At 50.2% G+C, this 26,339-nt stretch carries 21 protein-coding genes and 1 tRNA gene; 14 read left to right on the top strand and 8 right to left on the bottom strand.

The genetic code is table 11. The features are described 5' to 3' along the window. Both BLP55_RS12470 and BLP55_RS12465 read left to right on the top strand, forming a co-directional pair. A partial coding sequence (locus tag BLP55_RS12470; protein ID WP_170826864.1) for an IS3 family transposase occupies nucleotides 1–304 on the top strand: 304 nt, incomplete at its 5' end. A gap of 324 nt (nucleotides 305–628) precedes the next feature. Further along, on the top strand, nucleotides 629–2,983 hold the full coding sequence (locus BLP55_RS12465) for a GAF domain-containing protein (RefSeq protein ID WP_091144690.1): 2,355 nt from the start codon (nucleotides 629–631) through the stop codon (nucleotides 2,981–2,983). Here BLP55_RS12465 and BLP55_RS12460 read toward each other — a convergent pair. Further along, nucleotides 2,980–4,161, bottom strand: a complete 1,182-nt coding sequence (locus tag BLP55_RS12460; RefSeq protein ID WP_091144672.1) for a Pycsar system effector family protein — start codon at nucleotides 4,159–4,161, stop codon at nucleotides 2,980–2,982. The genes BLP55_RS12465 and BLP55_RS12460 overlap by 4 nt on opposite strands. 25 nt (nucleotides 4,162–4,186) lie before the next feature. Here BLP55_RS12460 and BLP55_RS12455 point away from each other — a divergent pair, with 25 nt between their 5' ends. After that, nucleotides 4,187–7,921, top strand: a complete 3,735-nt coding sequence (locus tag BLP55_RS12455; protein WP_091144670.1) for a metallophosphoesterase — start codon at nucleotides 4,187–4,189, stop codon at nucleotides 7,919–7,921. Here BLP55_RS12455 and BLP55_RS12450 read toward each other — a convergent pair. Beyond that, a complete protein-coding gene (locus BLP55_RS12450; RefSeq protein WP_091144667.1) occupies nucleotides 7,904–8,767 on the bottom strand; it encodes an NHL repeat-containing protein in 864 nt (287 codons plus the stop codon). The two genes, BLP55_RS12455 and BLP55_RS12450, sit on opposite strands and share 18 nt — an antisense overlap. Before the next feature lie 181 nt (nucleotides 8,768–8,948). Between BLP55_RS12450 and BLP55_RS12445 the strand changes: the two genes are divergently transcribed. Further along, nucleotides 8,949–9,134 (top strand): hypothetical protein, encoded by a 186-nt coding sequence (locus BLP55_RS12445; RefSeq protein WP_091144665.1) that lies wholly within the window; start codon nucleotides 8,949–8,951, stop codon nucleotides 9,132–9,134. A gap of 1 nt (nucleotide 9,135) precedes the next feature. Then, entirely contained in the window at nucleotides 9,136–9,486 is a 351-nt protein-coding gene (locus BLP55_RS12440; protein WP_091144663.1) for a hypothetical protein, read from the top strand. An 84-nt stretch (nucleotides 9,487–9,570) separates the two neighbouring features. Here BLP55_RS12440 and BLP55_RS12435 read toward each other — a convergent pair whose 3' ends face one another. After that, on the bottom strand, nucleotides 9,571–10,098 hold the full coding sequence (locus BLP55_RS12435; protein WP_170826863.1) for a DUF892 family protein: 528 nt from the start codon (nucleotides 10,096–10,098) through the stop codon (nucleotides 9,571–9,573). Between the two features lie 151 nt (nucleotides 10,099–10,249). Continuing rightward, nucleotides 10,250–11,449 carry a T9SS type A sorting domain-containing protein gene (locus tag BLP55_RS12430; RefSeq protein WP_170826862.1) on the bottom strand — a complete coding sequence of 400 codons (1,200 nt, stop codon included), beginning with the start codon at nucleotides 11,447–11,449 and terminating at the stop codon, nucleotides 10,250–10,252. Nucleotides 11,450–11,777: 328 nt separating this feature from the next. Between BLP55_RS12430 and BLP55_RS12425 the strand changes: the two genes are divergently transcribed. Continuing rightward, nucleotides 11,778–13,535 carry a tetratricopeptide repeat-containing sensor histidine kinase gene (locus BLP55_RS12425; protein ID WP_139149667.1) on the top strand — a complete coding sequence of 586 codons (1,758 nt, stop codon included), beginning with the start codon at nucleotides 11,778–11,780 and terminating at the stop codon, nucleotides 13,533–13,535. Continuing rightward, nucleotides 13,532–14,281, top strand: coding sequence for a LytR/AlgR family response regulator transcription factor (locus BLP55_RS12420; protein ID WP_211516830.1), 750 nt, complete (start codon nucleotides 13,532–13,534; stop codon nucleotides 14,279–14,281). The genes BLP55_RS12425 and BLP55_RS12420 overlap by 4 nt, the downstream gene beginning before the upstream one ends. A 49-nt stretch (nucleotides 14,282–14,330) precedes the next feature. On the opposite strand, the gene BLP55_RS12415 is transcribed toward BLP55_RS12420, so the two are convergent. Next, the gene (locus BLP55_RS12415; protein ID WP_091144655.1) at nucleotides 14,331–14,675 is read right to left on the bottom strand and encodes a DUF3244 domain-containing protein; all 345 of its coding nucleotides are present in this window, start codon (nucleotides 14,673–14,675) and stop codon (nucleotides 14,331–14,333) included. 179 nt (nucleotides 14,676–14,854) lie between these two features. Between BLP55_RS12415 and BLP55_RS12410 the strand changes: the two genes are divergently transcribed. From BLP55_RS12410 to BLP55_RS12395, 3 genes are all read left to right on the top strand, one after another. Continuing rightward, entirely contained in the window at nucleotides 14,855–15,724 is an 870-nt protein-coding gene (locus BLP55_RS12410; protein ID WP_091144653.1) for an AraC family transcriptional regulator, read from the top strand. A gap of 148 nt (nucleotides 15,725–15,872) precedes the next feature. Next, nucleotides 15,873–15,945, top strand: a tRNA-Met gene (locus tag BLP55_RS12405). Between the two features lie 373 nt (nucleotides 15,946–16,318). Then, nucleotides 16,319–19,504: an Ig-like domain-containing protein gene (locus BLP55_RS12395; RefSeq protein ID WP_091144650.1), complete on the top strand. Its 3,186-nt coding sequence runs from the start codon at nucleotides 16,319–16,321 to the stop codon at nucleotides 19,502–19,504. 30 nt (nucleotides 19,505–19,534) lie between these two features. Here the strand turns inward: BLP55_RS12395 and BLP55_RS12390 are convergent, their stop codons facing one another. Then, the gene (locus BLP55_RS12390) at nucleotides 19,535–19,747 is read right to left on the bottom strand and encodes a hypothetical protein (protein WP_244503461.1); all 213 of its coding nucleotides are present in this window, start codon (nucleotides 19,745–19,747) and stop codon (nucleotides 19,535–19,537) included. Between the two features lie 178 nt (nucleotides 19,748–19,925). Between BLP55_RS12390 and era the strand changes: the two genes are divergently transcribed. Continuing rightward, complete coding sequence (gene era / locus BLP55_RS12385; RefSeq protein ID WP_091144648.1) at nucleotides 19,926–20,810, top strand: GTPase Era; 885 nt, start codon at nucleotides 19,926–19,928, stop codon at nucleotides 20,808–20,810. Nucleotides 20,811–20,825: 15 nt separating this feature from the next. Here the strand turns inward: era and BLP55_RS12380 are convergent, their stop codons facing one another. After that, on the bottom strand, nucleotides 20,826–21,302 hold the full coding sequence (locus tag BLP55_RS12380; RefSeq protein ID WP_091144647.1) for a hypothetical protein: 477 nt from the start codon (nucleotides 21,300–21,302) through the stop codon (nucleotides 20,826–20,828). A 514-nt stretch (nucleotides 21,303–21,816) separates the two neighbouring features. Here BLP55_RS12380 and der point away from each other — a divergent pair. From der to BLP55_RS12365, 3 genes are all read left to right on the top strand, one after another. Continuing rightward, on the top strand, nucleotides 21,817–23,127 hold the full coding sequence (gene der, locus BLP55_RS12375; RefSeq protein ID WP_091144716.1) for a ribosome biogenesis GTPase Der: 1,311 nt from the start codon (nucleotides 21,817–21,819) through the stop codon (nucleotides 23,125–23,127). Nucleotides 23,128–23,219: 92 nt separating this feature from the next. After that, nucleotides 23,220–24,656 (top strand): MBOAT family O-acyltransferase, encoded by a 1,437-nt coding sequence (locus tag BLP55_RS12370; RefSeq protein WP_091144645.1) that lies wholly within the window; start codon nucleotides 23,220–23,222, stop codon nucleotides 24,654–24,656. Further along, nucleotides 24,656–25,570 (top strand): SGNH/GDSL hydrolase family protein, encoded by a 915-nt coding sequence (locus BLP55_RS12365; RefSeq protein ID WP_091144643.1) that lies wholly within the window; start codon nucleotides 24,656–24,658, stop codon nucleotides 25,568–25,570. The genes BLP55_RS12370 and BLP55_RS12365 overlap by 1 nt, the downstream gene beginning before the upstream one ends. Here the strand turns inward: BLP55_RS12365 and BLP55_RS12360 are convergent, their stop codons facing one another. After that, nucleotides 25,571–26,338 (bottom strand): tetratricopeptide repeat protein, encoded by a 768-nt coding sequence (locus tag BLP55_RS12360; protein WP_091144640.1) that lies wholly within the window; start codon nucleotides 26,336–26,338, stop codon nucleotides 25,571–25,573. Nucleotide 26,339: the final 1 nt, after the last annotated feature.

The following is a 26,339-nucleotide window of genomic DNA, read 5'->3' as shown; positions in this document are numbered from 1 at the left end:
AATCCTGCACTCGGATCAGGGCTGGCAGTACCAGATGAAACAGTACCAAAGACTGCTGAAGCAAAATGGCATCACACAAAGCATGTCCCGAAAAGGAAACTGCCTGGATAATGCCGTAATCGAAAACTTCTTCGGGATACTTAAATGTGAACTCTATTACATCAATAAGTTCAGGTCAATAGACCATTTAAGGCATGAGATAAAAGAGTACATCAATTATTATAACAATGACAGGATTAAACTGAATTTAAATGGAATGAGCCCGACACAATATCGGGTTCATCATTATCAATGTAATTATTAACTTGTCTAAACTTTTGGGTGCAGTCTACTTTTTTGTTGTGAAAATCTTGTTGTGAAATATTTGCAACAGAAATTTCACAACAATTTTTAAAATATTCGTCTCTTAAAGTATTTTGCAAAGCCCGAAACCCCAAAAAAGGTTCGGCGGTGCCCACGCCGGAATTATCTTTTCCTTACGAGGTTTTCGACTGATACCTTGAAATTCACCGCAGCCTAAATGGTATCCGCATCGAAAAGCCCAAGTTGAAGCGGCAGCACAATCGCAAAAAATCCACAAAATCAAATCCAGATATTCCGTATCTTTGTCGGGCTAAATCATCCAGTCATGATTTTCGAACAACAACCCGATAATCCGTTCCAAATCCAGATCTCGTTCCACAAACTGATCGAGAATCTGGAAACCATTGCCCAATCCGACGTAGACTACCGCGTCAGCTACGCCAAGGGGTTGCTGGCACAGGTGGCCACCGTTCCCGAATTGCGCGAGGGCATCACCGATGTGGCCCAGATCGAACAACACAAAACGCTGATCCGTTACCTGCTGTCTGATTTGTTCCCGACGGCGCTCACCAAGAACGAAATCAAGGCCATCACGATCCCGTTCCACAACATCACGTTCAATTATACCGAACGGTTCCAGCACATCCTCAACAACGCGGGCCCTGATTTTGACATGGTCATCCGCGATTTCGACGACGACCGTTTTTACATCATGAGCTGTTGTTTGATCCTGATGGTATACCACGGCTACCGTTTCGATTTCAGCAAGCCGTTTTTTTACGACATCCCCGACGAGCACAACATACTGAAGCACTACCGCATTTTGTACAACGGCGATTTCCTCGAGATTTTCCCGACCGACCAGGCGGTAACCATTTCGCAGCAGGACATCGACGTGCTCATCGACAATTTTCACGATGTGGCGCTCTGGAAGCAAAAGTTCCCGCCGCAAAGCTGGATCCTGCGCGGTTTTGGGATCATGACCCTGTACGATGCCACCACCGAAAGCGCAGTGTCGAACCTCAAGACCACGTTGCTCACCAAACCCGACGACAAGTCGATGATCACCGAGCACTTCACGCAGGTCTTTCGGTCGATCTTCAAAATACCCGATCTTGAGCTCGGGTTCACGGCGCTCGATCCCGATGAGTCGCGCTTTGTGAATTCGCCATTCGACAAAAAACTCAAAAGTTACATCCTCTCGGAAATCGACCAATGGGAATGCGACGACATGCCTTGCGACGACTATTTCGAAGATTGGATCAAGCAGCGCAAATACCTCAGTATTTCCGACATGCAACAGTTTGCGCTCGAAACGGGCCAGGTCGAATTTGTGCAAATGCTGCAACGACAGGGCGTCGAGAGCGCGATTTTTGCACCCGTGGTCAAGAACGACAGGCTTTTTGGCGTGGTCGAGATCGTTTCGTCGCAACCCAAGGTGCTCAACAGCATCAACGCGAACAAACTCGACATTGTTTTGCCGTACATCGTCGATACGATCGATCGGTATTATTCCGACATCCAGAACCAGGTCGATGCGATGATCCAAAACGAATACACCACGATCCACCCAAGCGTGTATTGGAAGTTCAAGGAAGAAGCCCTGGCGCACATCAACAGACCGGACACGGCGTTCCATGAAATCGTATTCCCCGAAGTGTATCCGCTGTACGGGCAAATCGACATCAAGGGTTCGTCCGAGATGCGCAACGCCACGACCAAGGAAGACATCGTGTTGCAGGTGAACATGCTGATTGCCATTTTTGAATCGATTTTACGCGAGAAACGATTACCCATATTCGAGCAAAAAATCTTCGAATTGCAAGACTTGAACAAAACCATCGAGGAAAGGCTCAAGGCCGACAGCGAACAATTGGTGCTCAACTACATCAAGTCGGACGTCAACCCGATTTTGCGTCAATTCAAGGCCGACGATGCGAAAACCCAGGAGTTGATCCAGTCGTATTTCGAGAAACTCGACCACACGTCGGGTACGATTTACGATGCGCGTAAAAAATTCGATGCCAGCCTTTCGGTCATCAACAAGAAAATGTCGGCCATACTCGACAAAAAGCAAACCGAGGCGCAATCGCATTATCCGCATTATTACGAACGGTTCAAAACCGACGGCGTAGAACACAACCTTTACATCGGCCATTCGATCACCAACCAGGCGGAGTTCGACTTGCTGTATCTTTACAATTTGCGGCTCTGGCAGTTGCAGGTCATGTGCGACATGGAAAACCAATACCACGCGATCAAGCCCACTTTGCCGTATCCGATGGAAGTTACCTCGTTGTTGCTCGTCTTCAACCAGCCCATCACGATCCGTTTCCGTATGGACGAAAAACGTTTCGACGTAGACGGATCGTACAATGCGCGCTACGAAGTGGTCAAGAAACGCATCGACAAGGCGTTCATCAAAGGTACCGAGGAACGCATCACGCAAGCCGACAAGATCACGATCGTTTATACGCAACAAGCCGAGGAATACGAATACAACCGTTACATCGCATTCCTGCAACACAAGAACAGGCTGGGTGCCGTCGAGTATTTCGACATCGAAGACCTGCAAGGCGTGTCGGGGCTTAAGGGCATCCGCGTACAGGTGTTGTTCGACGAATCGGCCGACGCCAAGGTGTACAGCTACCAGGAATTGCTCAAGGAAATCGAGAACTAGATCGTCACCGACCGGAACGCCAGGACAAACGCGATCACCGATACGATGATGCCCGTCATGAACACATTGTAGGTGATGCGCAGCATTTTGTATTTGCGGTTGAGCACGATGCCCAGGTAGTACAAATCCTTGATCATCGAATCATACAGGTATTCCTTGTCCTTCATCATTTCGTTCATCGCCCACACGTATTCGTCGACGGGCATTTTGTAGAAGTTGCCAAAGAACAACAGGTTGATGTTTTTTTGGCCGATTTCCTCGCGTGTAAACGAACCACGTGTGACCTTGGGTTTGGTCGACAGGATCGCGAAGATGATCGAAACCACGCTGAACATGATCATGATGAACGTCGGGATCACCAGGTGGATGTTGCTCGGGCTGTCGAGTTTTGGGATCAACGTAGACAACGCGATCGAAATGATGATCGCATTGACCGAGAGCAAAATGTTGGCTTTGCTGTCGGCAATCTGGCTCAAGTGCGTGTGGTTGTTGAGCGTGGTGCGGAACATGGTTTCGATGCCGCGGTCTGGGCGTTCTTCTTTTTCGGTCTTTTTCTTTTTACCTGCATTCTTGACCTGTTCGGCCTCAAGTTCGTTGATGCGCTGCTGCACCAGTCCTATGTTGACGTCCTTGAGCGGCTGCCATTTGCGTTTGGCATAATCCGAATAATACCGATGGCATTGCGCGAGGATATGCCGGTTTTCGAGTGCCCATTCGAGATCCGTATATTGTTTGTGTCCCAAAAGTTTCCATTCCTCGCGCAACAGTTCGCACAGCGCAAGGTAGTTCGGGTCGGCAAAATGCGCCGAATCGGCGTCGCGGATGATTTGCTCGGGTTTGGTCTTGGGCTCGTTCGAAAATTCGGTCGCGGCAATGAGTTGCGAGGCCAGCGACAAGGTTTCGGGGTCGATCGATCGGTTTTGCGCAAAATCGCGCAGTACCCCAATGCTGCGTTGTTCGTGGTGTTCGCCGCCATCCGTATACCCCGTATCATGGAACCACGCGGCAAGTAACAACGCCGTTTTTTCGGTTTGCGAGACGGGCTCTTTTTCGATCAACTTTTCGGTGGCCTGTACCACACGCACGGTGTGGTTAAAATTATGATAGGTATATGAGGGAGAAAGTTTATCTTTGAAATGGGCGAACACAAAGTCCTCGGCTTGCTGAATGATATCCATGGTCCACTTTTTATCTAGCCAAATTATGAAAATATTTCGGGATAGAAACGCAAAACTGCGCTACAGATTGTGCACGCTTGTGTTACTGGCGTTCGTATTTCAATTTTTTTATTCGTGCGCGACGCACCATTCGCAGTTTGGCGATCGCAAGCCTGCGCTGATCAAGGACGATTTCGACAACCCCAAAAACATTTCCCATTCGTTTTACCTGATAGGCGATGCGGGCAATGCCGATGAGCCGCAGGCGCAAAAATTGCTTTCGGTTTTTGAGCAGCGGTTGCAAAAAGCCGATTCGGCCAGCACCTTGCTTTTTTTGGGCGACAACATCTATCCGTCGGGCATGCCAAGTAAGGGCAACGCTTTTCGCGGTTCGGCCGAACAAAAATTAGACAAGCAAATCGCGGTGACCAAAAAATTCAAAGGCAAGCCCATTTTTATTCCGGGCAACCACGATTGGTACAACGGGACCGATGGCTTGCGCGAACAAGAGAAGTACGTCAACGATGCGCTCAAAAAGAAAAAATCGTTCCTGCCGCGCAAGAATTGCGGCATCGACCACATCGACATCAACGACAACGTCGCGCTCATCGTCATCGACAGCGAATGGTATTTGCAGGATTGGGACAACCATCCCAAGATCAACGAAGATTGCGACATCAAAACACGCGACCAATTCTTTTTGGAGCTCGAAAGCGAAATCAACAAAAGCCAGAACAAAACGCTGGTGCTGGCCATGCACCATCCGGTTTTGTCGAACGGTCCGCACGGAGGGCAGTTTTCGCTTGAAAAGGAATTGTTTCCGTTCAAGCAGCGCGTGCCGTTGCCCGTCATTGGGTCGATCATCAATCTGCTGCGCAAAACCACAGGTGTAAGTCCCGAGGATTTGCAAAACAAAAAATACAATGCGTTTGCCAAACGCGTACGCGCGATGGTACAGGACAAAACCAACGTAATTATCGTTTCTGGCCACGAACACAACCTGCAATACATCGACAACGAAGGCATCAAGCAGGTGGTGAGCGGTGCGGGTTCGAAACAGGAGGCGGCGCGCGCCATCAACAAGAATGATTTTTCGTTCGGGCGCGGTGGTTATGCCGTGGTCGACATCCACAAAAACGGTGCGGCCAAATTGTCTTTTTACGGACTCGATTCACAGGGTAAAGAAGCGCTGCTGTTCAAGACCCAACCGCTCGCGGCCCGGCCCAAACACAACCTCAAGGAGTATCCGAAGCAGTTCCCGACCACCAAGGACACGTCGATCTACACCGCGCAAATGACCAGCAAGGGTGCGGCCTATCGGTTTTTGTGGGGCAACCACTACCGAAAGTACTACAGCATGAAAATCAAGGCCAAGGCAGTAAGCCTCGACACCATCTACGGTGGGCTCAAACCCACAATTGCGGGCGGCGGGCACCAATCGCTGTCGTTGCGTTTGGCCGACAAAAAAGGCAAGGAGTATGTCATGCGCGGGCTCAAGAAAAGCGCGACGCGTTTCATCCAATCGGTCGAAGCGTTCAAGGACCAGTCGATCGAGAAGGATTTCCGCGACACTTATGCCGAGCGCTTTGTGATGGATTTTTACACGACCTCGCATCCGTATACGCCTTTCGTGGTGGGGCAGCTGGCCGACAGGCTGGGCATCAACCACACCAATCCGATGTTGTATTATGTGCCCAAGCAAAACAGTTTGGGGCTGTTCAACGAAGATTTTGGCGACCAACTGTACCTGGTAGAGGAGCGGCCAACCGATGAATGGAAAGACCTCGCGAGCTTTGGCAAGCCCGATAAAATTGTCGGTACCGACGACGTTCTGGCCAATGTGGTCGCCGACGAAAAATACGAAGTAGACGAAAAGGCGTTCATGCGCGCCCGTATGTTCGACATGCTCATTGGCGATTGGGACCGCCATCAGGACCAATGGCGTTGGGGCGAACACAAGATAGACGGCAAGGTGGTCTACCGTCCGATTCCGCGCGACCGCGATCAAGCATTTGCCAAGTACGATGGCAGCCTTTTGCTGTTGCTCATGAAAATGCCGCCGTTGCGTCACATGAAAAAGTTTACGGCCGATCTCAAGAGCATCAAATGGTTCAACCGCAACGGACATCCGCTCGATCTGGCGTTCGTGACCAAGGCGCAGGAGAAGGATTGGGTAGAACAGGCGCGTTATGTGGCGGGCAATTTGAGCGATGCCGACATCGACCGTGCTTTCGAGAATGTACCCGATGAAGTGAAAGACCAAACCATCGACCGCATCAAATCGCAACTCAAGACGCGCCGCAAACACCTCGAACGGTATGCGCGCCAGTATTACAAGATCCTTCAAAAGACAGTGCTTGTCGTAGGAACCGAAAAAAAGGACAAATTTGTCGTCGAGCGCAACGGAAACGCCACACACGTCAAGGTCTACCGGATGAAGAAAGACGGCGAGCAGCTCGTGCACGACCGAACCTACCACGCGCCACAAACCAAGGAGCTCTGGCTGTATGGCCTCAACGACGAAGATTTGTTCGAGGTCAAGGGCAAGGGCAACCGCAAGATCAAAGTGCGCCTGCTGGGCGGGCAAGACAACGATACCTACTACATTACCAGTGGCCGTAAGGTGGCGCTGTACGATTTCAAAACGAACAACATCATCGACAATCCAGGCCATGCCACAGCGGTACTGTCGAACAACTACGCGCTCAACACCTACGATTACAAAAAACCCAAATACAATGTGTTTGCGGGTTATCCGATGATTGGATTCAACCCCGACGACGGTGTCAAGGTGGGCGGCATCCTCAACTACACCGTCAACGGATTCAAGCGCGCGCCATATTCCCAAAAGCACGCGTTCAAAGGCAACTACTACTTTGCCACCGACGGCTTCGAAATGTCGTACAAAGGCACTTTCCCGCAGGTAATCGGACGGTGGAATTTTGTGGTCGATGCGTTGTTTACAAGCCCTAATTTCAGCATCAACTTTTTTGGCATCGGCAACGAGACCAAAAATTACCAAAAGACGGTGGGGCGTGACTACAACCGGGTCAAGATACGGGCATTGCGTTTCGCGCCATCGATGCAATGGGTAGGCGAAATGGGCGGATCGTTCACCACCAAACTCGCGTTCGAACGCGTCAAGATCGCCAATACGACCAATCGTTTGGTGACGTTTTTGGGTGTCGTGAACCCCGATGTTTTTAACTACAACAATTTTGCCGATGTCAATGCCGAATACAGCTTCGAGAACTACGACCGCGCTGCCAATCCCACGCTGGGTATCCACTTTTCGGTGCTGGGTGGCTTCAAGATGAACATCGAAGAGACCAAGCGCCGGTTTGGGTACGGCGAAGCGGCCCTTGGGTTCAATTACCGCATTTCATCCGACGGGCGTTTGGTGTTGGCCACCATGCTCAAAGGCAAGTCGATGTTCGACGACGGGTACGAATTCTGGCAAGCACCTACCGTGGGCGGCGACAACGATTTACGCGGGTTCAGGAACCAACGTTTCTCGGGCAAGACTACGTTTTTTCAAAGCAGCGATTTGCGGTACGACCTGGGCAAATTGCGCACAGGTTTTGTACCGATGACCTACGGCGTGTTCGGCGGATTCGACTATGGGCGCGTATGGATCAAGAACGATGCATCGAACCAATGGCACCATTCGGCGGGCGGCGGTTTATGGCTCAACGGCGTAAATTTGATCACCGCGAAGTTGTCTTATTTTCAATCTTCGGACGGCGGCCGTATCTCGTTTGGTTTAGGGCTTGGCTTTTGAGCCCGATAAGTCGATGGCGTAGAGGTTGCCGCCGGTGTTTTTCTTTTTCTCGTCGCTGATCAGCAACGTGTTGTTTCCTGAGAAACAGAGTCCTTCTTTTTGCGAAAAATCGCCAAGGTCTACCTGTTCCACCTTGCCGTCCAGGAAACGGTTGCCGTCGAAATCGGTAAACAACCAAACATGGCTCGAGCTCAACAAGGCAACGGTTTTGCCGTCGGGGCTGATGTCGGCGCTGGTGATGGCGCAATGGTTAAAGTTGTCGCAGGTCGTAAATTGACCCAGTTTTTTGGCCGCGTGGTTGCCCGGTTGGTTCGGTACCTCGTACAGCGTGGTTTGTCCATCGAATTTGGAACTGCGGTTCTTGGTGAACAGATAAAAATGGTCTTGGTAAAAAAAGAACGCCTCTACGTCGAACACCAACTGTGATTTTTTGGGCGGAAAATCTTTTTGTTCGGGGAAATAGAATTGGACCGACGAAACCGTGGCTTGGTCGTTGGCGAGTGCATTTTGGCTTACCACCAAAATCGACAGGTCTTTTCGCTTGTTTTCGTTGTTGCCAAAGTCACCGATATACAGGTTGCCCGCGGCGTCGCTGGCCAAATCTTCCCAATCGATGTTCTCGGCATTGTTCACGCGAACGGTGTGTTTGATGTTGCCGCTTTGGTCGAGGCCGTAAATTTCGGGTTCGTTTCCACTGTCTTCGATTGTCCAGATCAATTCGGATTGCGGCGTCACGGCGATTCCCGAATTTTCCTTAAGCGATTTGGGAAACTCGAATACTTTCTCGAGCACTTGGGCGTTGCAAGAAGCCAGCAGCAAAAACGAAAACAGTGCGGTCTTTTCCATAAGATGGTTTTTCATACGTTAAAGATACGAAGAATGGCGGTGTCCTGTGACGGTTCGGCTATTGAAGCTCTATTTTTTTGCTTGCAAAATATCGTAAAGGTGTAAATGTAACGGCAAAACATATAAAACAACGTCGTGCCTTTGGTTGTAATTTAATGGTGAACCTAAAGCCATTGACGCCATGAAAAAAGCACTACGAAAATCGCTGCGCCGGCAAAAGCGCACGCTCGAAAACCTATCCAACCGGTTGGCCGCGATCGACTACGATCAAATCAGACTGCACCAAAAACAGTACATCGACAATTTGCTCGAAACCAACAAAAGATTACTACAGGATTTTAAGATCGACAACATCATTGTTTTTTAATATGGAACGCAAGCACCCACATCCCGATAAAAATTCGCCGCGCACCGATGCCAAACAATTCGACAGCCAAGGCTATGCCGACGACACCAAATTTACCTCGCCCGACAAATACCTCGCCCTCGAACAGAAAGGGGTGCGCTATACGGGCGAAGGACATCCCGAAAGCAATTCGGATTATTTTGAATGGTCGAACGAGGAAGGCTCCGAGAAATACCGTCTGGCGGGCCGCAACTCGCGCAATGCCGAAGCGTTCAACCAAGACGATTACATCCTCAAGGACAATCTTGGGCTCGACCAAGACCAGAACCTTTCTGTTTCGTCCGACACCGACGACCCAAACACCTCTGCGTAAAATTGATTTTCTGGAAAAGCAAAAGCCGTCCCACCAAGGAGACGGCTTTTTTATTTACCCTAAGTTCAAGTAAAGTAAAATATTTTAGCTCGCGGCGTCGAAGTAAATCGACGACAGCTTGATTTCGGTGAGTCGCGCGAACGCGTTTTTTTCTTCTTTGATGGCCAGCGCCAAAAACTCGGCGGCCAAATCTTCGTTGAGGTTGACGGCCAAAAGATGCAATTTGCCATACGCGGCTACCTCAAACTGCATCAGCTCTTGCGCGCTTGCGATGATTTCCCGATCGCGTTCATAACCCGAGTCGATCGCTTCAAAGTCGGGATGCGCGGTCATCATCGTTTCCAGCTCGGGACACCGTTGCCCTACGGCGCGTTCCCCGATGGCGTCGAACACATGGATCAACCGGATGATTTGGTTTTCGGTGACGGCCAAATGCGCCAGTATCGCCGACGTCAGTTCGTAGGAGGTGGCCAATTTGGCCAGCTTGGGTAACGCTTGGGCGAGTTGCAATTCGCACCAGTACATTTGGTGCAGCTGCTCCTCGAATTCGTTGCGCCAGTGTAGGATTTTTTCCTGTCGTTTTGGGGACTTGGCGGTAGTGAATGTTTTCATGATGGTTCCCATTTAGACTACAAATTTTTAAAATTACGGGGTGGTCTTGGTTACACATTAGACGGGAAACATTACAACATTCACATTGCGGTACTTTTTTAGCCGAAAAGTAGGAGCAACAGGTCGAGTACCGTGGTCGTCAGGAATTCGACTAGCGCAGACATTGGGCGATGACTTTGAAAGACGATACCTTGCCCGTCGATTGCAGCTTGACCAGATACACACCCGTTGACGGTACCGAAAACCTGTGCGTCGCAGGCAAATTGACTTGCTCCAGCACGCATTTTCCAGTGGGTTCGTAAACACTTATCTTTTCGATGGGCGCGCTGTGGTCGATGGTAAACCAGCCGTCTTGGGATGGATTGGGGTACACGACGGGTTTGCTTTTTTGCTGCGGTGTATCCACCGAAAGCGATGCGTCTTTGACATACACACCTTGGTTCGACGCGATGAACGTTTTCTCGCCCAGTTCGACCAACGCATAAGTAAAAAAGTCGAGCGTCTCGGAACCTACCGACCAATCGGTGCCTACCGCGTCGCGTTGTCTTTTGCACAACAGCGTGAAGTTGGCGTCTGCTACGGCCGTTGTGGTGATCGCATAGAGATGGTTCGCGCCCAATGCCATGGTGCGGCCGAGTCCGCCCGGCAGTCCGGTTTGGTCGGTGCTCCAGGTGTAGCCAAAGTTGTCGCTGCGCAACAATTGGTTAAACCGCGATACATACATCGCATCGCCTGCGCGTTGGGCATCTTCAAAATCGAGCCCCGGCTGGTATCCTTGCGCATTGTAATAAAACTCGACCCAACTGTTCGATTCGTTCAGGAAACGATAAAGTGTTCCGTTCGAACCCGCAAAGGCAATCAATCCGTCGGGGGTGTCGAGTAAGTCGTAGGCCGACATCGAGTAACTTGGCAAACCATTGGAAAAGTTGATCCACGAACCGTCGGGTTTGCGTTTGTAGATGCCGCCCCCGATGGTCGACGCAAACAATTCGCCGTCGCGTTGCGCAAAAGCCGTGACCCAACTCGAATTGAAATGGTGTGTCCACGTACCCGAAAGTTGGGACATCGGCGCCGAAAAAACGCCGTGCTGGGTACCCACGTACAGTCGGTTGCCCATTTTGGCGATGCACCTGATCTCGGTAGGCAAGGCCGTGATGGTTTTGTGTTGCCAACTTTGCGCGGCGTCGGTGCTAAAATAAACCGTCGGCCCCGACGCGGCAAAGAGCGTACCGTCTATGATGTCGATCTCGGTAAAATCGGCGGTGGGTAGGTTTTCTAAACGCGTCCAGGTTTGGGCCCCTGCCGTCATGGTGAGCAGCAGATGGGCCGCTAAGAAAATGATTGTTTTCATGATTGGTGATTGATTGATGATTGATTGTGATTGATAATTCGTTTTTTGATGACTGAAACTCAGATGCATTGGTTGGATTGACGGGACAAAATTACTTGGCCGATTGTTTGCCCGGTCATCGTATGTAACCGAAGCCGATTTTTGTGTAATGAAGCGGCCTGGTGGACATTGTTTGGATGCCGCGCGGATTCTTGCCGTTCATGTCGCGTTTTTCGGCATTCATTACAGTTGATGTTTGACATATCAACCGATTCTGTTAGGTTTGCTTTAACATCGGTCTATTGCCGTATTCCGATAAGTGTTTATCTTTAAGCCCAATAACCTGACCGTGAAAACGTTTTTGCCCTTTTGTCGTTTCTGGCTGGCCATCGTGCCGGTGCTTTTTGGTTGCCTTGCATCGGCGCAAATCCGAAAAGGCGATGCGTTTACCATGCGTATCGATTCACTCAACCGTATGGCGTTCGACGAGCCCATCGGTGTAATCAAAACCGCCGATGCGATGCTCGTGGCTGCGAAAAAGAACAAACGTACGGTAGACGAAGGTTTGTTGTTGCAGGTGAAAGGCGTCGCCAAAACCTCGCTCGGACACAACACCGAAGCGTTGCAATACCACATGCAGTCCTACCAGCTGTTCGATTCGATCCAGAACAACGAAGGCAAAATACTGGCCTTGATCAACATCGCCACGGTACACCTGAACATCGACAATGCGGTCAAGAGCCGCGAGTATCTTTTCAAGGCGTTGTCGATTACACCGCAAGGCGCCGACAACTACCTCAAGACCATTTATGTCAATCTCGGTGTGTCGTTCACCTACACCAACGATTTCAGGAAGTCGATCCATTATTACAACAAAGCCATCCCATGCCTCAAACGCGAGAACGACCACAATGGCTTGGCGGTAAACTACCACAACATCGCGGCGTGCTACCTCGAACTCAAGGAAATCAAGAATGCCGAGGCGTTTGAATTGCGCGCCCTCGAACACTACCGGCAATCGGGGAGCAAGAGCACGTTGGCGATGATTTCGCTCGAATTGGGCAAATTGTACACGATAGACCGCCAGCTCGACAAGGCGCATACGTATTTGCAAATGGGCGGGAAAGCCGCCGCCGAGCTCAATTCGCCGTACTACCGCGAAACCCATTACGAATACCTGGCGACGTGGTTCGAGGCCAAGGGCGATTTCAAGCAAAGCGCCGATTATTGGCAGCGCGCGTTGTATTTGTCCGATTCGATCCATTCCGACGAAACATTGCAAACCAGCGTCATGCTCGAGCAGCAATTCCAGTCGGGACTCCAGGCCAAGGAAATAGAGTTGCTCAAGGTGCAAAAGGCGCTCGATGCGGCCACCATCGGCAAGGCCAAGGTATGGCGACTGGTGTTTGCGGGTTTTACGTTTTTGTGCATCGCGCTTTTGTTCGTGCTGTACCGCAACTACAAACTCAAACAGTTGTCCAACCAACAGCTTTTGCACGAAAAGGACCAGCTCGCGCAAAAGAACCTGCAACTCGAAAACGAAAACATCCTCGTGCAATTCGAGACGCTCAAAAACCAGGTGAGTCCGCACTTTTTGTTCAACTCGCTCAACGCTTTGGCGTCGCTGATCAATACCGATCCGCAAAAGGCCGTACAATTTACCACCGCGTTCTCGAAGATTTTCAGGAATGCGCTCGAACTCAAGGACCGCCATCTGGTCACGTTGGCCGAGGAATTGCAGCACGTCAACGCCTATTTGTCGCTGCAAAAAATGCGTTTCGGCGACAACCTCAAGACCGAAATTTCGGTGCCGTCGAGCCGCATGAACGACTACCTTCCGCCGTTTTCGCTGCAAATGGTGGTCGAGAATGCGATCAAACACAATGTGATCTCGTCGGCCGAACCTTTGCAGATTGACGTGGGTGTCCGCGATCATTTTCTGGTGGTCACCAACAATTTGCAGCCGCGTCAGTTTGTCGAGGATTCGACCGGAACCGGCGTGAGCAACATCAAGTCGCGGTACAAATACGTGACCGAACTGGAACCTGTTTTTGAAGTCAGGAACCAGCAATACCATGTCGAACTTCCGCTAATCCAAGAAGAATGATCAGAGCTGTAATTATTGAAGACGAAAAGCCAGCGTCCGATTACCTGGCTTCGGTGTTGCACCGCATCGCACCCGACGTGACGGTGCTCAAAACCATCGACAATGTCAAGACCGCGGTACAATGGCTGGCCGAGAATCCCGTCGATTTGATTTTTCTCGACATCCATTTGGGCGACGACATCGGGTTTTCGATTTTCGAGAAGCTCAAGATTTCGGTACCCGTGATTTTTACGACGGCCTACAACCAGTATGCGATTCGCGCGTTCAAACTCAACAGCGTCGATTATTTGCTCAAACCGATTATGGAGGAAGATTTGCAGCAGTCGCTCGACAAATTCCGCTCGCAAAAGTCCAGCCCGGCCATCGACATCAACGCGCTGTTGGAAGCGATGAACAAAAAACCCGATTACCAGGAGCGCTTCATGGTGGTTTCCGGACAAAAGATCAAAAGTATTTTGGTGGGCGATGTGGCTTATTTTCTATCGGAAGGGCGTTATGTAAAATTGATTACCAAGACCAATGAGAAATATTTGCTCGACCAATCCCTTGAAAGCGTGTCGCACAAACTCGATCCGAATGTGTTCTTTCGCGTGAACCGGCAAGTAATCGTAGGGTTTGAGGCGATCCAGCAGATGGTAGTTTGGTCTAAAAGCCGGATTAAGTTGGAATTGAAACCGGCTGCGGAATTCGATGTCATTGTGAGCATCGACAATTCGGGCGATTTCAAACGCTGGCTCAACCGATAAAAAAAGCGGCCAAAAGGCCGCTTCCCAACAAAAAACTGGTAACTTAAACTTACTTTTTCACAGTTTCGGTAAACGTGGTGTTGTTGTAGGTAAAGGCAAAAAGGTATTCGCCTCTAGGAAACGCGCTGATGTCGAATTTCTTGAAAAACGATTCCTTGTTTTCGAATTTACCGGTGTAAATCTCGGTGCCGTCGGTTTCCATTACCGTAACGGTTACGGGTGTTTGCGCAAATAAAATGCTCACCGTAACCATGCTGTCCTGGATGCGCAACATGGGCTTGGCTACTTTGGGTACCGGGTTGTATGAGGTCACTTCCGGAGCGATTCCGGCGAAAGAGGTCGATGCGGTCAAAACTACCGCCAGCACTGCACTGAATTTCAATAGCTTTTTCATGATTTTTGTTTTTAAAAATTAATACTGATTGATAGGGCAAAGTACCGACATCAATCTGGCGCCCACTACACCCTGTTTGCCCAATAGTTGTGCTATTTTAACAACGAAAACGCTGTAGGTTAAAATGATGGCGCAAAAAAGCATATTGCACTACTTTTGTGGTACCAAAATCTACGGTCATGAAAACCGCACCGTCTTTTGAATCCATCGCGCCTTCGTTTGGCAGCTCGTTTTATTTTTCGCGCTACGACGAAAACCAGAACAGCAAGGCCCACGTTTGGCATTACCATCCCGAGATCGAATTGGTGTATGTGAACGGCGGGTCGGGCAAACGCCAGATCGGTTCGCATATCTCTTATTATACCGACGGCGATTTGATCCTGATAGGCAGTAATTTGCCGCACTGCGGATTCACCAACGAGCAAACAGGCAACAAGGACGAGACCGTCATCCAGATGCGTCCCGATTTTCTCGGTGCCGAATTTTTCGATACACCCGAAGCCAAACACATCCGCAATTTGTTCGTGCGCGCCAAGGCCGGATTGGCTTTTGAAGGCGAAACCAAGAAGCGGATCGGCAAGAAAATCCAACAAATGGCCGACAAGCCACAATTTGAGCGACTGCTTTCGATGCTCGAAATTCTCAACGATTTGGACCAATCCGGGGACTGCCGCATCCTCAATGCCGAAGGTTTTACAATCCAGACACGCGTCGAGGACCACGACCGCATCAACATGGTGTTCAATTTTGTCAAGGACCATTTTCGCGAACCAATCGCCTTGGAAACCGCCGCCGAACTCGCGCATTTGGCCGTGCCTTCGTTTTGTCGGTATTTCAAGAAGATCACGGGAAAGACCTTTACGAAGTTCGTCAACGAGTACCGCTTGGTGCACGCCTCGAAGTTGCTGGCCGAGCAATCGCTGAGCATCACCGAAATTTGCTACGAAAGCGGATTCAACAATTTCAGCCATTTCAACAAATCGTTTCGCGCGTTTACGGGCAAAAATCCGTCGGAATACCGTATGGCGCACAAAAGCCTTCTCGGATAATCGATCCGGGATAGTCGACGTTGGGTTTTATTGGATTGACGTTGACGGGATTGACACGATTGCCGCGTTGGAAAACGCCGATTAACAAAACTTTTCAAATATTTTACTTGCCGTTCCCGATTTCTGTCGTATATTTGCACCGAAACATCGCGGGATAGAGCAGTAGGCAGCTCGTCGGGCTCATAACCCGAAGGTCACAGGTTCGAGTCCTGTTCCCGCTACTAAACAAGACCCATCGGAATCCGGTGGGTTTTTTTATACCTTTTCGCGACGCTTTTCTGCGTTGCTTTTACACCCTGACGGATATACGTGTTGTTGGTCGATATTAACATTCGACGACGTTGGTTTCTCGCTACTTTTGCCGCCGATTTGACAAAATTGAACGCATAAATAGGATGGTTACAGTTTGTTGGGTGGACTATCTTCTTGATAATACTGCGCTTAATGCGAACTACTGCGATTTCGTAAATTCTCAAATCGAACAAAAATGTTTAAAAAAACCTACAAAACAAAAAATTTAACGCATTTTATCGATAAAAAACTACATTTCATCGATATTTTTACTTTTCTTTGTCGCTACAAGTTTTAAAAGTCATGAAAAAATTACCACTACTTGCACTCTTGATGATATTGCTTTTTCGGGTCGCCAGCTACGGACAATGCAACAACTGCCAGTACACGATTACCGTACCCAATAACGCAACCCATAACCTGACCAGCGGACAAACGGTTTGCATCACAGGGACCGGTGTCTTTACGGGCAGGCTCAACAATTTTAACGGGAATACGCTTTGTGTCGGGACCGGGGTGACCTACAATCCGTCGCAAACCCCCAATTATAATGGGAACTGGACCATCATCAACCATGGTACCTTTCAAAATACAGGAAACCTGAATTTCAATTCGGGGACGAGTTTTACCAACGGTGCTACAGGTGTGATCACGTTGGGCAATGTCAACGTCAATTCGAACATCGGTTTTGCCAATTATGGGACCATGACACTGGCCTCGTTGACCGTCAACGGCAACGGCAATGTCACCCTGGGGGGCACGACCACCATCAACGGTTCGCTCATGAACAACGGCAACATCACCGTCATCGGGAGTGTGATAGCCAACGGCATCACCAACAACGGCGGCGGTCGTATCATTGGCGGTCCGAATTCCGACTGCAACTACATCCGTTCGACAGGATCGTTCAACAACAACGGCATTTATGGACAGAATGGAACCGCTTTGCTCGTGGGCAACACGGGCGGATCGATCCAAAGCCCCGCGAGCAGTACCGTTCCTGCGGCACCCGCTTCTCAAGCCAGCAACCTACAATTGTCAGGGTCGGGCAACACGGTGAGCGGCAGTTTTACCGCGGCTACCTCGGGCGGCTATGTGATTTTGCGCGCGACGGGCAATACTGTTCCCGCAACGACCAATCCGGCTAATTTTGCAACGTTGTCGGCGGGACAAACCTTGGGTGCGTGGACGGTCGTGGCGATCAACTCGGGTCCGGGCAGCACAACTTTTTCGGACGCAGCGCCCACACTCTGTCAAAACATCTACTATAGGGTGTATACCTACAACGCCACCGGGAATTGCCGCATTTACAACACGACCAACGTGCTCACGGGATCGGTCGCCAGCACACCGGTTTTGGTCAACACGACGCCGGCTTCGCGTTGCGGAGTGGGAAGTATATCGGTTTCGGCCGACTACAGCTTGGGTTCGGTGCGCTGGTACGATGCCTCGACGGGCGGAAACCTGGTCGGTACGGGCAATAGCCTAACCTTGAATTCGCTTTCGGCGACACAAACGTTCTATGCCAGCGCTACGTTCGGCAGTTGTACGACTGCTTCAAGGACGCCGGTGACCGCCACGATCAATACGGCGCCGTCGGGCAGTATCGCGAACAGCCAAGAGGTATGCCGTGCGGCGAATCTCAACAGCATTACCATCAACACGCTCAACGGGTCGGTGGTGCGGTGGGAGTCGGCCGATGATGCCGCCTTCACAACCAATGTGACACCATTGTCCAATACGACGGGTACGCTTTCTCCCGCGCAAATGGGTTCGATAGAAAACATCAAATATTTTCGTGCGGTACTCGATAACGGCGGATGTCAGTCGACGACCAATTCGGTCTATGTAAAATATCCAACCACGACCTGGAACGGAACGCAATGGAGCGACGGCCAACCCGATTCGTCCAAACGCGTGATTTTCTCGGGTAACTTTTCTTCGGACGAGGATTTGTATGCTTGTTCGGTGCAAGTCAATGCGGGTGCGGTCGTCAAAGTCAATTCGGGCCACAATATGGTCGTGACTTGTGGCGTCGACGTCAACCAATCGAACACGCCGGGTTCGCTCACGTTCGAAGACAACGCGAGCCTCGTGCAGGTGCTTGATGGCTACACCAATTCGGGCAACATTACCTACAAGCGCAATACGGCGCCCGTTCGCCGGTTCGATTATACTTATTGGGCATCGCCGGTAGCCAACCAGAACTTGTTGGCCGTTTCGCCGGGTACGCTTTCGGACAAATTTTACCAATACAATCCGGCCATCAGCAATTGGCAGGGTGTGGCCGCGGCCAGTACCGCCATGCAACAGGGCCGCGGCTACATCATACGTGCGCCGCAAGCCTTCAGCCAAGATACGCCTGCGGTTTATGCCGCGAACTTTGTGGGCGTGCCCCACAACGGTGTGCTGACTTACAATGTGGTAGGCACGGGTTCGGGTTGGAATTTGATCGGCAATCCGTATCCCTCTGAATTGGATTTGGACGATTTTTTTGCCTACGCAGGCAACGCGGCCCTTTTAGAAGGCACCGCTTATTTGTGGACACACAATACGCTGCCGAGCAATCAAGTCCCTGGTGATTGGACCTACAACTACACCTCAGACGACTATGCCGTGTACAACAGTACAGGGTCGGTCGCGACGCGCAAGTCGTTGAGCGATGGGGAAAACGGCAACGCGCCATCGGGGAAAGTCGCTTCGGGGCAGGCCTTTTTTGTCAAGGCCGCGCAATCGGGATCGGTGGTGTTCAACAATGCCATGCGACAACGTGGCGGCAACGACGATTTTTTCAAACAAAGCCACCCTGTTTCGGGCAATGCGGCCAAACAACGTTTTTGGCTCGATTTGACCAACGACCAGGGCGCTTTCAAACAGATCCTCGTGGGATATGTGGCGGGTGCTACCAATGGTTATGAAGGACAATTCGATGGCGAGAATTTCAACGCTAACTCGGCGGTCAACTTTTACTCGATTGGCGGCGAAAAAATGCTGTCGATACAAGGTCGTGCGATGCCTTTTGAGGTAGCCGATACGGTGCCGCTCGGCTTCTCGTCTACCATGGGCGGCAGTTTCAGCATTGCGATTGGTAAGACCGATGCCGCGTTTGCCGACCGCGCGATTTATATCAAAGACCATTTGCTCCAAACCGAACACAACCTCCAAACCGGGCCTTACATTTTTACGACGGCCACCGGAACGTTCAACGACCGTTTTGAATTGGTATTCCAAACAGACGCGGCGCTCGGGCGCAACGAGGTAGATTCGAAAGGGTTGGCCATTTGGAACAACCAGGAAATACTCGGTATTGCATCGCCCAAGGTTATGGCATCGGTACAGGTATTGGATTTGAATGGACGCGTGCTCCTCGATCAGAAAATGTCGTCGGCCAGCGGTAAGGTAGACATCAGCGCGTTGAGCAATCAAATGCTGCTGTTGCGCATCAATTTTGCCGACCATACGGTGCTAACCAAGCGTTTTGTCAAATAAAACAGAGACCGTCTTTCGAGACGGTTTTTTTTAGTCTTCCCAGCCGCAAAGCGAAAGCCCCAATGACTCGGCTTTGGATTTCGGAACTTCGAATGTGCCGTGTTTGCAAGCCGACAAGCCTCGGCAATTGGCCGTGTAGTGGTATTTCTTGGCGCCCGCGGGGCCGCAGATAAAGACCTGGGTTTCGGCCCTGAACGACGTCAAGGTGATCAACAGCGACAAGGCGATCATGTACCGCAGCATGGTAACGTATTTGGGCTACCAAGATAACAAAATTCTGAAAAATGCCGCCATCGGGTGAAAATGTCCTAATTTTGCAACTTGGAACACAAAGCAGGATTCGTAAATAGTATCGATTTGATATGAAGACGAGAATGTCCGATGGATATTCGGCTTTTTGTCTTATTTAATCAAGTACCAGATGTCACACAAAGCAGGATTCGTAAATATTATCGGCAACCCCAACGTCGGCAAGTCGACACTCATGAACGCGCTGGTGGGCGAAAGGCTGTCGATCATCACCTCTAAGGCGCAAACCACGCGTCATCGTATTTTGGGCATCGTCAACGGCGACGATTTCCAGGTGGTTTTTTCGGACACACCGGGCATCATCAAGCCCGCTTATGAAATGCAGGAGTCGATGATGAACTTTGTCAAATCGGCTTTTGAAGATGCCGATGTGTTGATTTACATGGTCGAAATCGGCGAACAAGCCTTGAAGGACGAGGCGTTTTTCAACAAAATCGTCCATGCGAGGATTCCGGTGATGCTGTTGCTCAACAAAATCGACAATTCGAACCAGGAACAGCTTGAGGAACAGGTGCAATTTTGGAAAGAAAAGGTGCCCAACGCCGAAATCTTTCCGATATCGGCGTTAAAGAATTTCAACGTTCCCGAAGTATTTGCGCGCATCATCGAATTGCTTCCTGCCTCGCCACCGTTTTATCCAAAAGACCAGCTCACCGACAAACCCGAGCGCTTTTTTGTCAACGAAACGATACGCGAAAAAATCCTGCTGCACTACAGCAAAGAAATTCCGTATGCTGTAGAAATCGAAACCGAGGAGTTTCTCGAGGACGACAAAATCATCCGCATCCGTGCCGTGATCATGGTCGAGCGCGATACGCAAAAAGGCATCATTATTGGCCACAAAGGCGCCGCACTCAAGAAAGTGGGCGTCGAGGCGCGGGCCGATCTCGAAAAATTCTTCGACAAGCAGGTGCACCTGGAAACCTACGTCAAGGTCAACAAGGATTGGCGCAGCAACGAGCGGCAATTGCGCCGCTTTGGCTACAACCAGAACTAATCATTTTAAGGAAATCTAGGCCGCGATGGCATCGACAAAGTGATAGAGCGCGTCGATTTGCCGCGCGCCTTTGCGTTTGTATTGTTCGGCCACGAGATACATGGCAAACCACACCGAAACCATCACAAACATCACAAAGAGTTGCACGTTGAAGTTGTAGCCAAGGTTAAACTTGTACCACGCGATAACCCCCGACAGCACAAAAATAAAGATGCTCGCAATTTTGATCATCACGAAAAAGGCCCAAAGCAATGGGTTTTCGGCGATTTTCCCTTCGATGCGCGTTTCGTTCTCGGCCTTGACCAACCGCAGGCGCAACATGGGCGACCAATAGTGTTTCTTTCGCTGGTCGACCTCTACCCAAATGTGGTCGCCGTTGCTGCGCACCTCGTAATCGGCTTGGTCTTTGGCTTGCAGTTGGTTGCAGGCCGCCTTGATTTCGTCGGTGGTTTTGTACGACGATTTTTGGATTTGCCATTTTTCGGTTCTCATGGTAGTCGTTTTTGGTATTTTACAAACGATGGGGCGTTTCAAAATATTCGTTAAAGTTGGTTAAAGAAAAAATAAATAAGACACACCTAAAAAATTAATCGTTGAAAATCAAAACTTTACGGCGAATTGCAAAAATAATATCACCTTCCCTGTAACGCGTCGCGCAACTTGGCGTCAAGTAGGGCATCATCAATCAAAAATCAATCAACATGCAATCACTAAGCGTCGCGTGCCTTGTCCTGCGCGGCTTCCCTTCCAGTTTACATTATCGTTTCACGCCGTTGGGCGAATGCTAGACGGTGTTGATCGCCCTAAGTCTTGTCCTTTTTCATGGGGCTGACCAAGGACGGTCTACCATCAATCAAGAAAGAAAGTTAGGTTATAGTTTTGTTTAGGTAGGAAAGGCCGCGCGGTAACGTTCGGTCTTTTCTTTTTTAGTTGTGGTTTGACTTTACGCCAAACGCACGGTTTTTGGTTTTTTTACGCTACCTTTGCGCAAAATTTTCAAGCCACTATGAGCCATATTGTTGCGATTGTAGGAAGACCAAACGTTGGGAAGTCGACGTTGTTCAACCGGTTGATCCAGAGAAGGGAAGCGATTGTCGATTCGGTATCGGGCGTTACGCGCGACCGCAATTACGGGAAAAGCGAATGGAACGGAAAAGCGTTTTCGGTGATCGATACCGGCGGATATGTACGCGGGAGCGATGATATTTTCGAAGGCGAAATCCGCAAACAAGTCGAATTGGCCATAGACGAAGCCGATGTCATTTTGTTTGTCGTAGACGTCGAAGAAGGCATTACACCCATGGACGAAGAGGTCGCCAAATTGCTGCGCAAAGTAACCAAGCCCGTGCTGTTGGGTGTCAACAAAGTCGACAACGCGATGCGCGAGAAAGATGCAATCGAGTTTTACAACCTCGGTTTGGGCGATTACACCACGTTTGCCAGTACGTCGGGCAGCGGGACGGGCGAATTGCTCGACAACCTGGTCGCTGCGTTTCCCGACAAACCCGAACCCACCAAAGAAGAAATCGAATTGCCGCGTTTTGCGGTCGTCGGACGTCCGAATGCGGGTAAGTCGAGCTTCATCAACGCGCTGATAGGCCAGGACAGGTATATCGTCACCGATATTGCGGGAACTACGCGCGATGCGATCGACACCAAATTCGACCGTTTTGGTTTTGAATTTAATTTGGTCGATACGGCCGGAATCCGCCGAAAAGCAAAAGTCAAGGAAGACCTCGAGTTTTATTCGGTCATGCGTTCGGTGCGCGCCATCGAACACGCCGACATCTGCATCCTGATCATCGACGCGACGCGCGGATTCGAAGGACAGGACCAAAGTATTTTTTGGCTGGCCGAGAAGAACCGCAAAGGGCTCGTCATTTTGGTCAACAAATGGGACCTGGTCGAGAAAGATACCATGTCTACGCGCGATTACGAAGCCAAGATCCGCAAGGAAATAGAACCTTTTACCGACGTGCCGATTTTGTTCGTGTCGGCGCATACCAAGCAACGTTTGCTCAAGGCGCTCGAGGCATCGGTACAGGTGTTCGAGAACCGCAAACAGCGCATCCCGACGTCTAAATTCAACGATTACATGCTCAAAGTGATCGAGGGGCATCCGCCGCCGGCGCTCAAGGGCAAGTACGTCAAGATCAAGTATTGTATGCAGCTTCCTACGCCTACGCCGCAGTTTGTGTTTTTTGCCAATTTGCCGCAGTATGTCAAGGAGCCGTACAAGCGTTTCCTCGAAAACAAGATCCGTGAGAATTGGGACTTTTCGGGCGTGCCGATCGATATTTACATCCGCGAGAAGTAAGCATACCCAACGCATCAATCAAAATCAATCGCCGGGCTAATCACCCCATGATGACGGGCTTTCCCGACATCGCCAGCCGTTAATTTTTTGATATGCTTTTCAATACCGTAAATTTTGCGGTCTTCCTGCCTGTTGTGCTTGCGCTGTATTGGCTCGTGACCCAAAGGAATCTCAAGTTGCAGAACGTTTTGCTTCTGGCGGCGAGTTATTTCTTTTATGCGTGTTGGGATGTGCGGTTCCTGGCGTTGCTCATTTTCTCTACGGGGCTCGACTATTACACGGGCATCAAGATCCACGATGCGCGTGGCAAAAAGGCGAAAAAGTTTTGGCTTTGGTTGAGTTTGGCGATCAACCTTGGTTTTCTCGGAATTTTCAAATACTATAATTTCTTTGTCGAATCGTTTGCCGACGGGATTGCGCTGTTTGGCGCACGCCCCAACGTTTGGCTGCTCGATTTGATCCTGCCCGTCGGGATTTCGTTTTACACCTTTCATGGCATCTCCTACATTGTCGACATTTACCGAGGGAAAATCAGCCCGGAGCGCAATTTTGTCAACTATTCGGTTTTTGTGAGTTTCTTCCCGTTGCTCGTGGCCGGGCCTATCGAACGCGCGACGCACCTGTTGCCACAAATCAGGAACAAGCGTATTTTTTCGTCGGCGCAATTCAACGACGGGCTTCGTCAAATCCTGTGGGGACTCGTCAAAAAAGTAGTCATTGCCGACAATTGCGGTGTTTTTGTGGATGATATTTTTAGCCATTCCGATACCTATTCGGGCAGTACGCTGGTTTTGGGCGCGATTTTGTTTTCGTTCCAGCTCTATGGCGATTTTTCGGGTTATTCCGATATTGCACTCGGAACGGCCCGTCTTTTTGGCATCGAACTGTTGCGCAATTTTTCGTTTCCGTACTTTTCGCGTGACATCGCCGAGTTTTGGCGACGCTGGCACATGTCGCTCACCACTTGGTTCAAGGATTATGTTTACATTCCGCTCGGTGGATCCAAATCGTCCAAATGGTTCAACATTCGTAACGTGTTCATCATCTTTTTGCTGAGCGGTATTTGGCACGGCGCGAGTTGGAAATTCGTATGTTGGGCCATGATCAACGCATTGTATTTCCTGCCATTGTTGCTGGCCAACCGCAACCGCAAGCATTTGGAGATCGTGGCCTACGATCGTATGTTTCCGACACCAAGGGAAGTATGGCAAATGGTAGCCACGTTTATGCTCACGGTATTCTCACGCATTTTTTTCCGTGCCGATGACGTGCACCACGCCTTTGCGTTCATAAAACGTGCGTTCAGCGAATCGTTGTTGACCATCCCACAAGTCATACCAACGCGCGTGCTGTTGCTCATCGCGGTGTTCATGGTAATCGAATGGACGGGCAGACGCGGCGGTTACGCCATCGCCCACACGTTCGAAAAGGCGCCCAAACCGCTCCAATGGTCGTTTTACTATGTGTTGGTATTCGCGGTGTTTTACTGCAGCAACAGCGGGCAACAATTCATTTATTTCCAATTCTGATGAGAAAGACGGCCTTCAAATTAGCGTTGTTTTTGTCGCCGATCTTCTTGGTGTGGATTGCCGTCGAGACCTTTTATCGGGCGGTGCCGAACAATTACACCGTCAAGCACGACTACATGCAGGCCAATGCGCGCGAGATCGGGACGTTGCTTTTTGGGAGCTCGCACTGTTTTTACGGACTCAATCCCAAGTATATGTCGGGACACGTCTATAATTTGGCCAACATCAGCCAGCCTTTGTATTACGATGCATTGTTGTTCGACCAATACATCGATAAGATGCCAAAGCTCAAACGGGTGGTTTTTTGCATCGAATACTCCAACCTGAGCCATGTGCCGGGAACGGGCGAGGACGATTTCCGCAAATACTACTATGAAAATTACATGGATATCGATGCCGGTATCGTGTCGGCGTTCGATCCCAAAAAGTACAGTTTGGCGTTTACGCGAAGCCTTGAGCAAACATGGGCTTCTTATGAACGATTCGATTATTTCGGGACCATCGTCGATTGCGATGCCAACGGTTGGGGCAACAATTACCCCAAGGTCTATCGGTACAAACCGAGTTACAATGTCCAGGAAAGACTGGCCGCGCACGAGGACGGTTCGACCGATTTCTCGGCCAACCTAAAAAGACTTGAAAACGCAATCGCGCGGTGCGGCCAACGCAACATCGAAGTGGTCATCGTCTCGTTGCCGCAAAGTCAATTGTACACCGCAGGGCTCAACCGCCACAAACTTGAATTGATTTATGCTACGTGCACGCGATTGTCCGGAAAGTACGACCATGTACGCTATCTCAATCTGTTCGAAGACCGTCGTTTTACCGACGAAGACTTTTTTGACGCCGATCACTTGAACGACGTCGGCGCCATCAAATGCACGCAAATCGTCGAGAAGTTCCTCGTAAAATAGCTACTTGCATTTTTCGGCCACGATGGCTTTGGCCCTTCCGAATCCCATGCGTAGCGCGATCTTTAAGTCGGCGCAAAAATCACCACTTACTTTGTGGTTGATGCGGTACATGGCCCGATTGTAATAGGCTTCGGGGTTTTGCGGATCCAACGAAACCACTTTGTCAAAATCGGCCAAGGCTTCCTTTTGCCCGAGCATGGCCTTGCAGATGCCCCGGTTTTGATAGGCGTCGGCCAAACTGGGTTTGAGCGCTATGGCGGCATCAAAATCCGACACGGCTTCGTTGAATTTTCCGTTTTCCTGCAGCAACGTGCCGCGGTTCATGAGTGCCGCAAAATGATCGGGATTGCGGTCCAGACATTGGGTGTAGGCCTCGATTGCGCCTGCCTTGTCGCCGCAATTGGACATCGAATAGCCGCAATTGAAATGCGCTTTCGCCGAACGGTTGTCGAGCGCGATGCACTTTTGATAGTCGGCTACCGCACCTTTAAAGTCGCCCAGCTTGTCCTTGACCATGCCACGGCTGTAGAAAATCCCGAAATCGTCCGGGTCGCGCAAAGCGGCCAAGTCGTAATCGGCGAGGGCGCTTTTGAATTCGCCCAGTTTGTATTTGCGTTGCCCGCGCAGGTGAAAATTGAATGCCGACGGATCGGTTTTGATCATTTCGTCGAGCTCCATGATTTCTTCGTTGAGTTCGGCTGCGCTGAGGTCTTGGGCTTGCGAAAACCCATACCAGAACAAGGCCAGAAAAACCAACAGTTTTTTCATA

The organism is Flavobacterium caeni (genome assembly GCF_900101895.1).
GTDB lineage: Bacteria > Bacteroidota > Bacteroidia > Flavobacteriales > Flavobacteriaceae > Flavobacterium > Flavobacterium caeni.
Note: the sequence above shows the minus strand (reverse complement) of the source record. Positions and strands in the feature narration are given on the sequence as shown.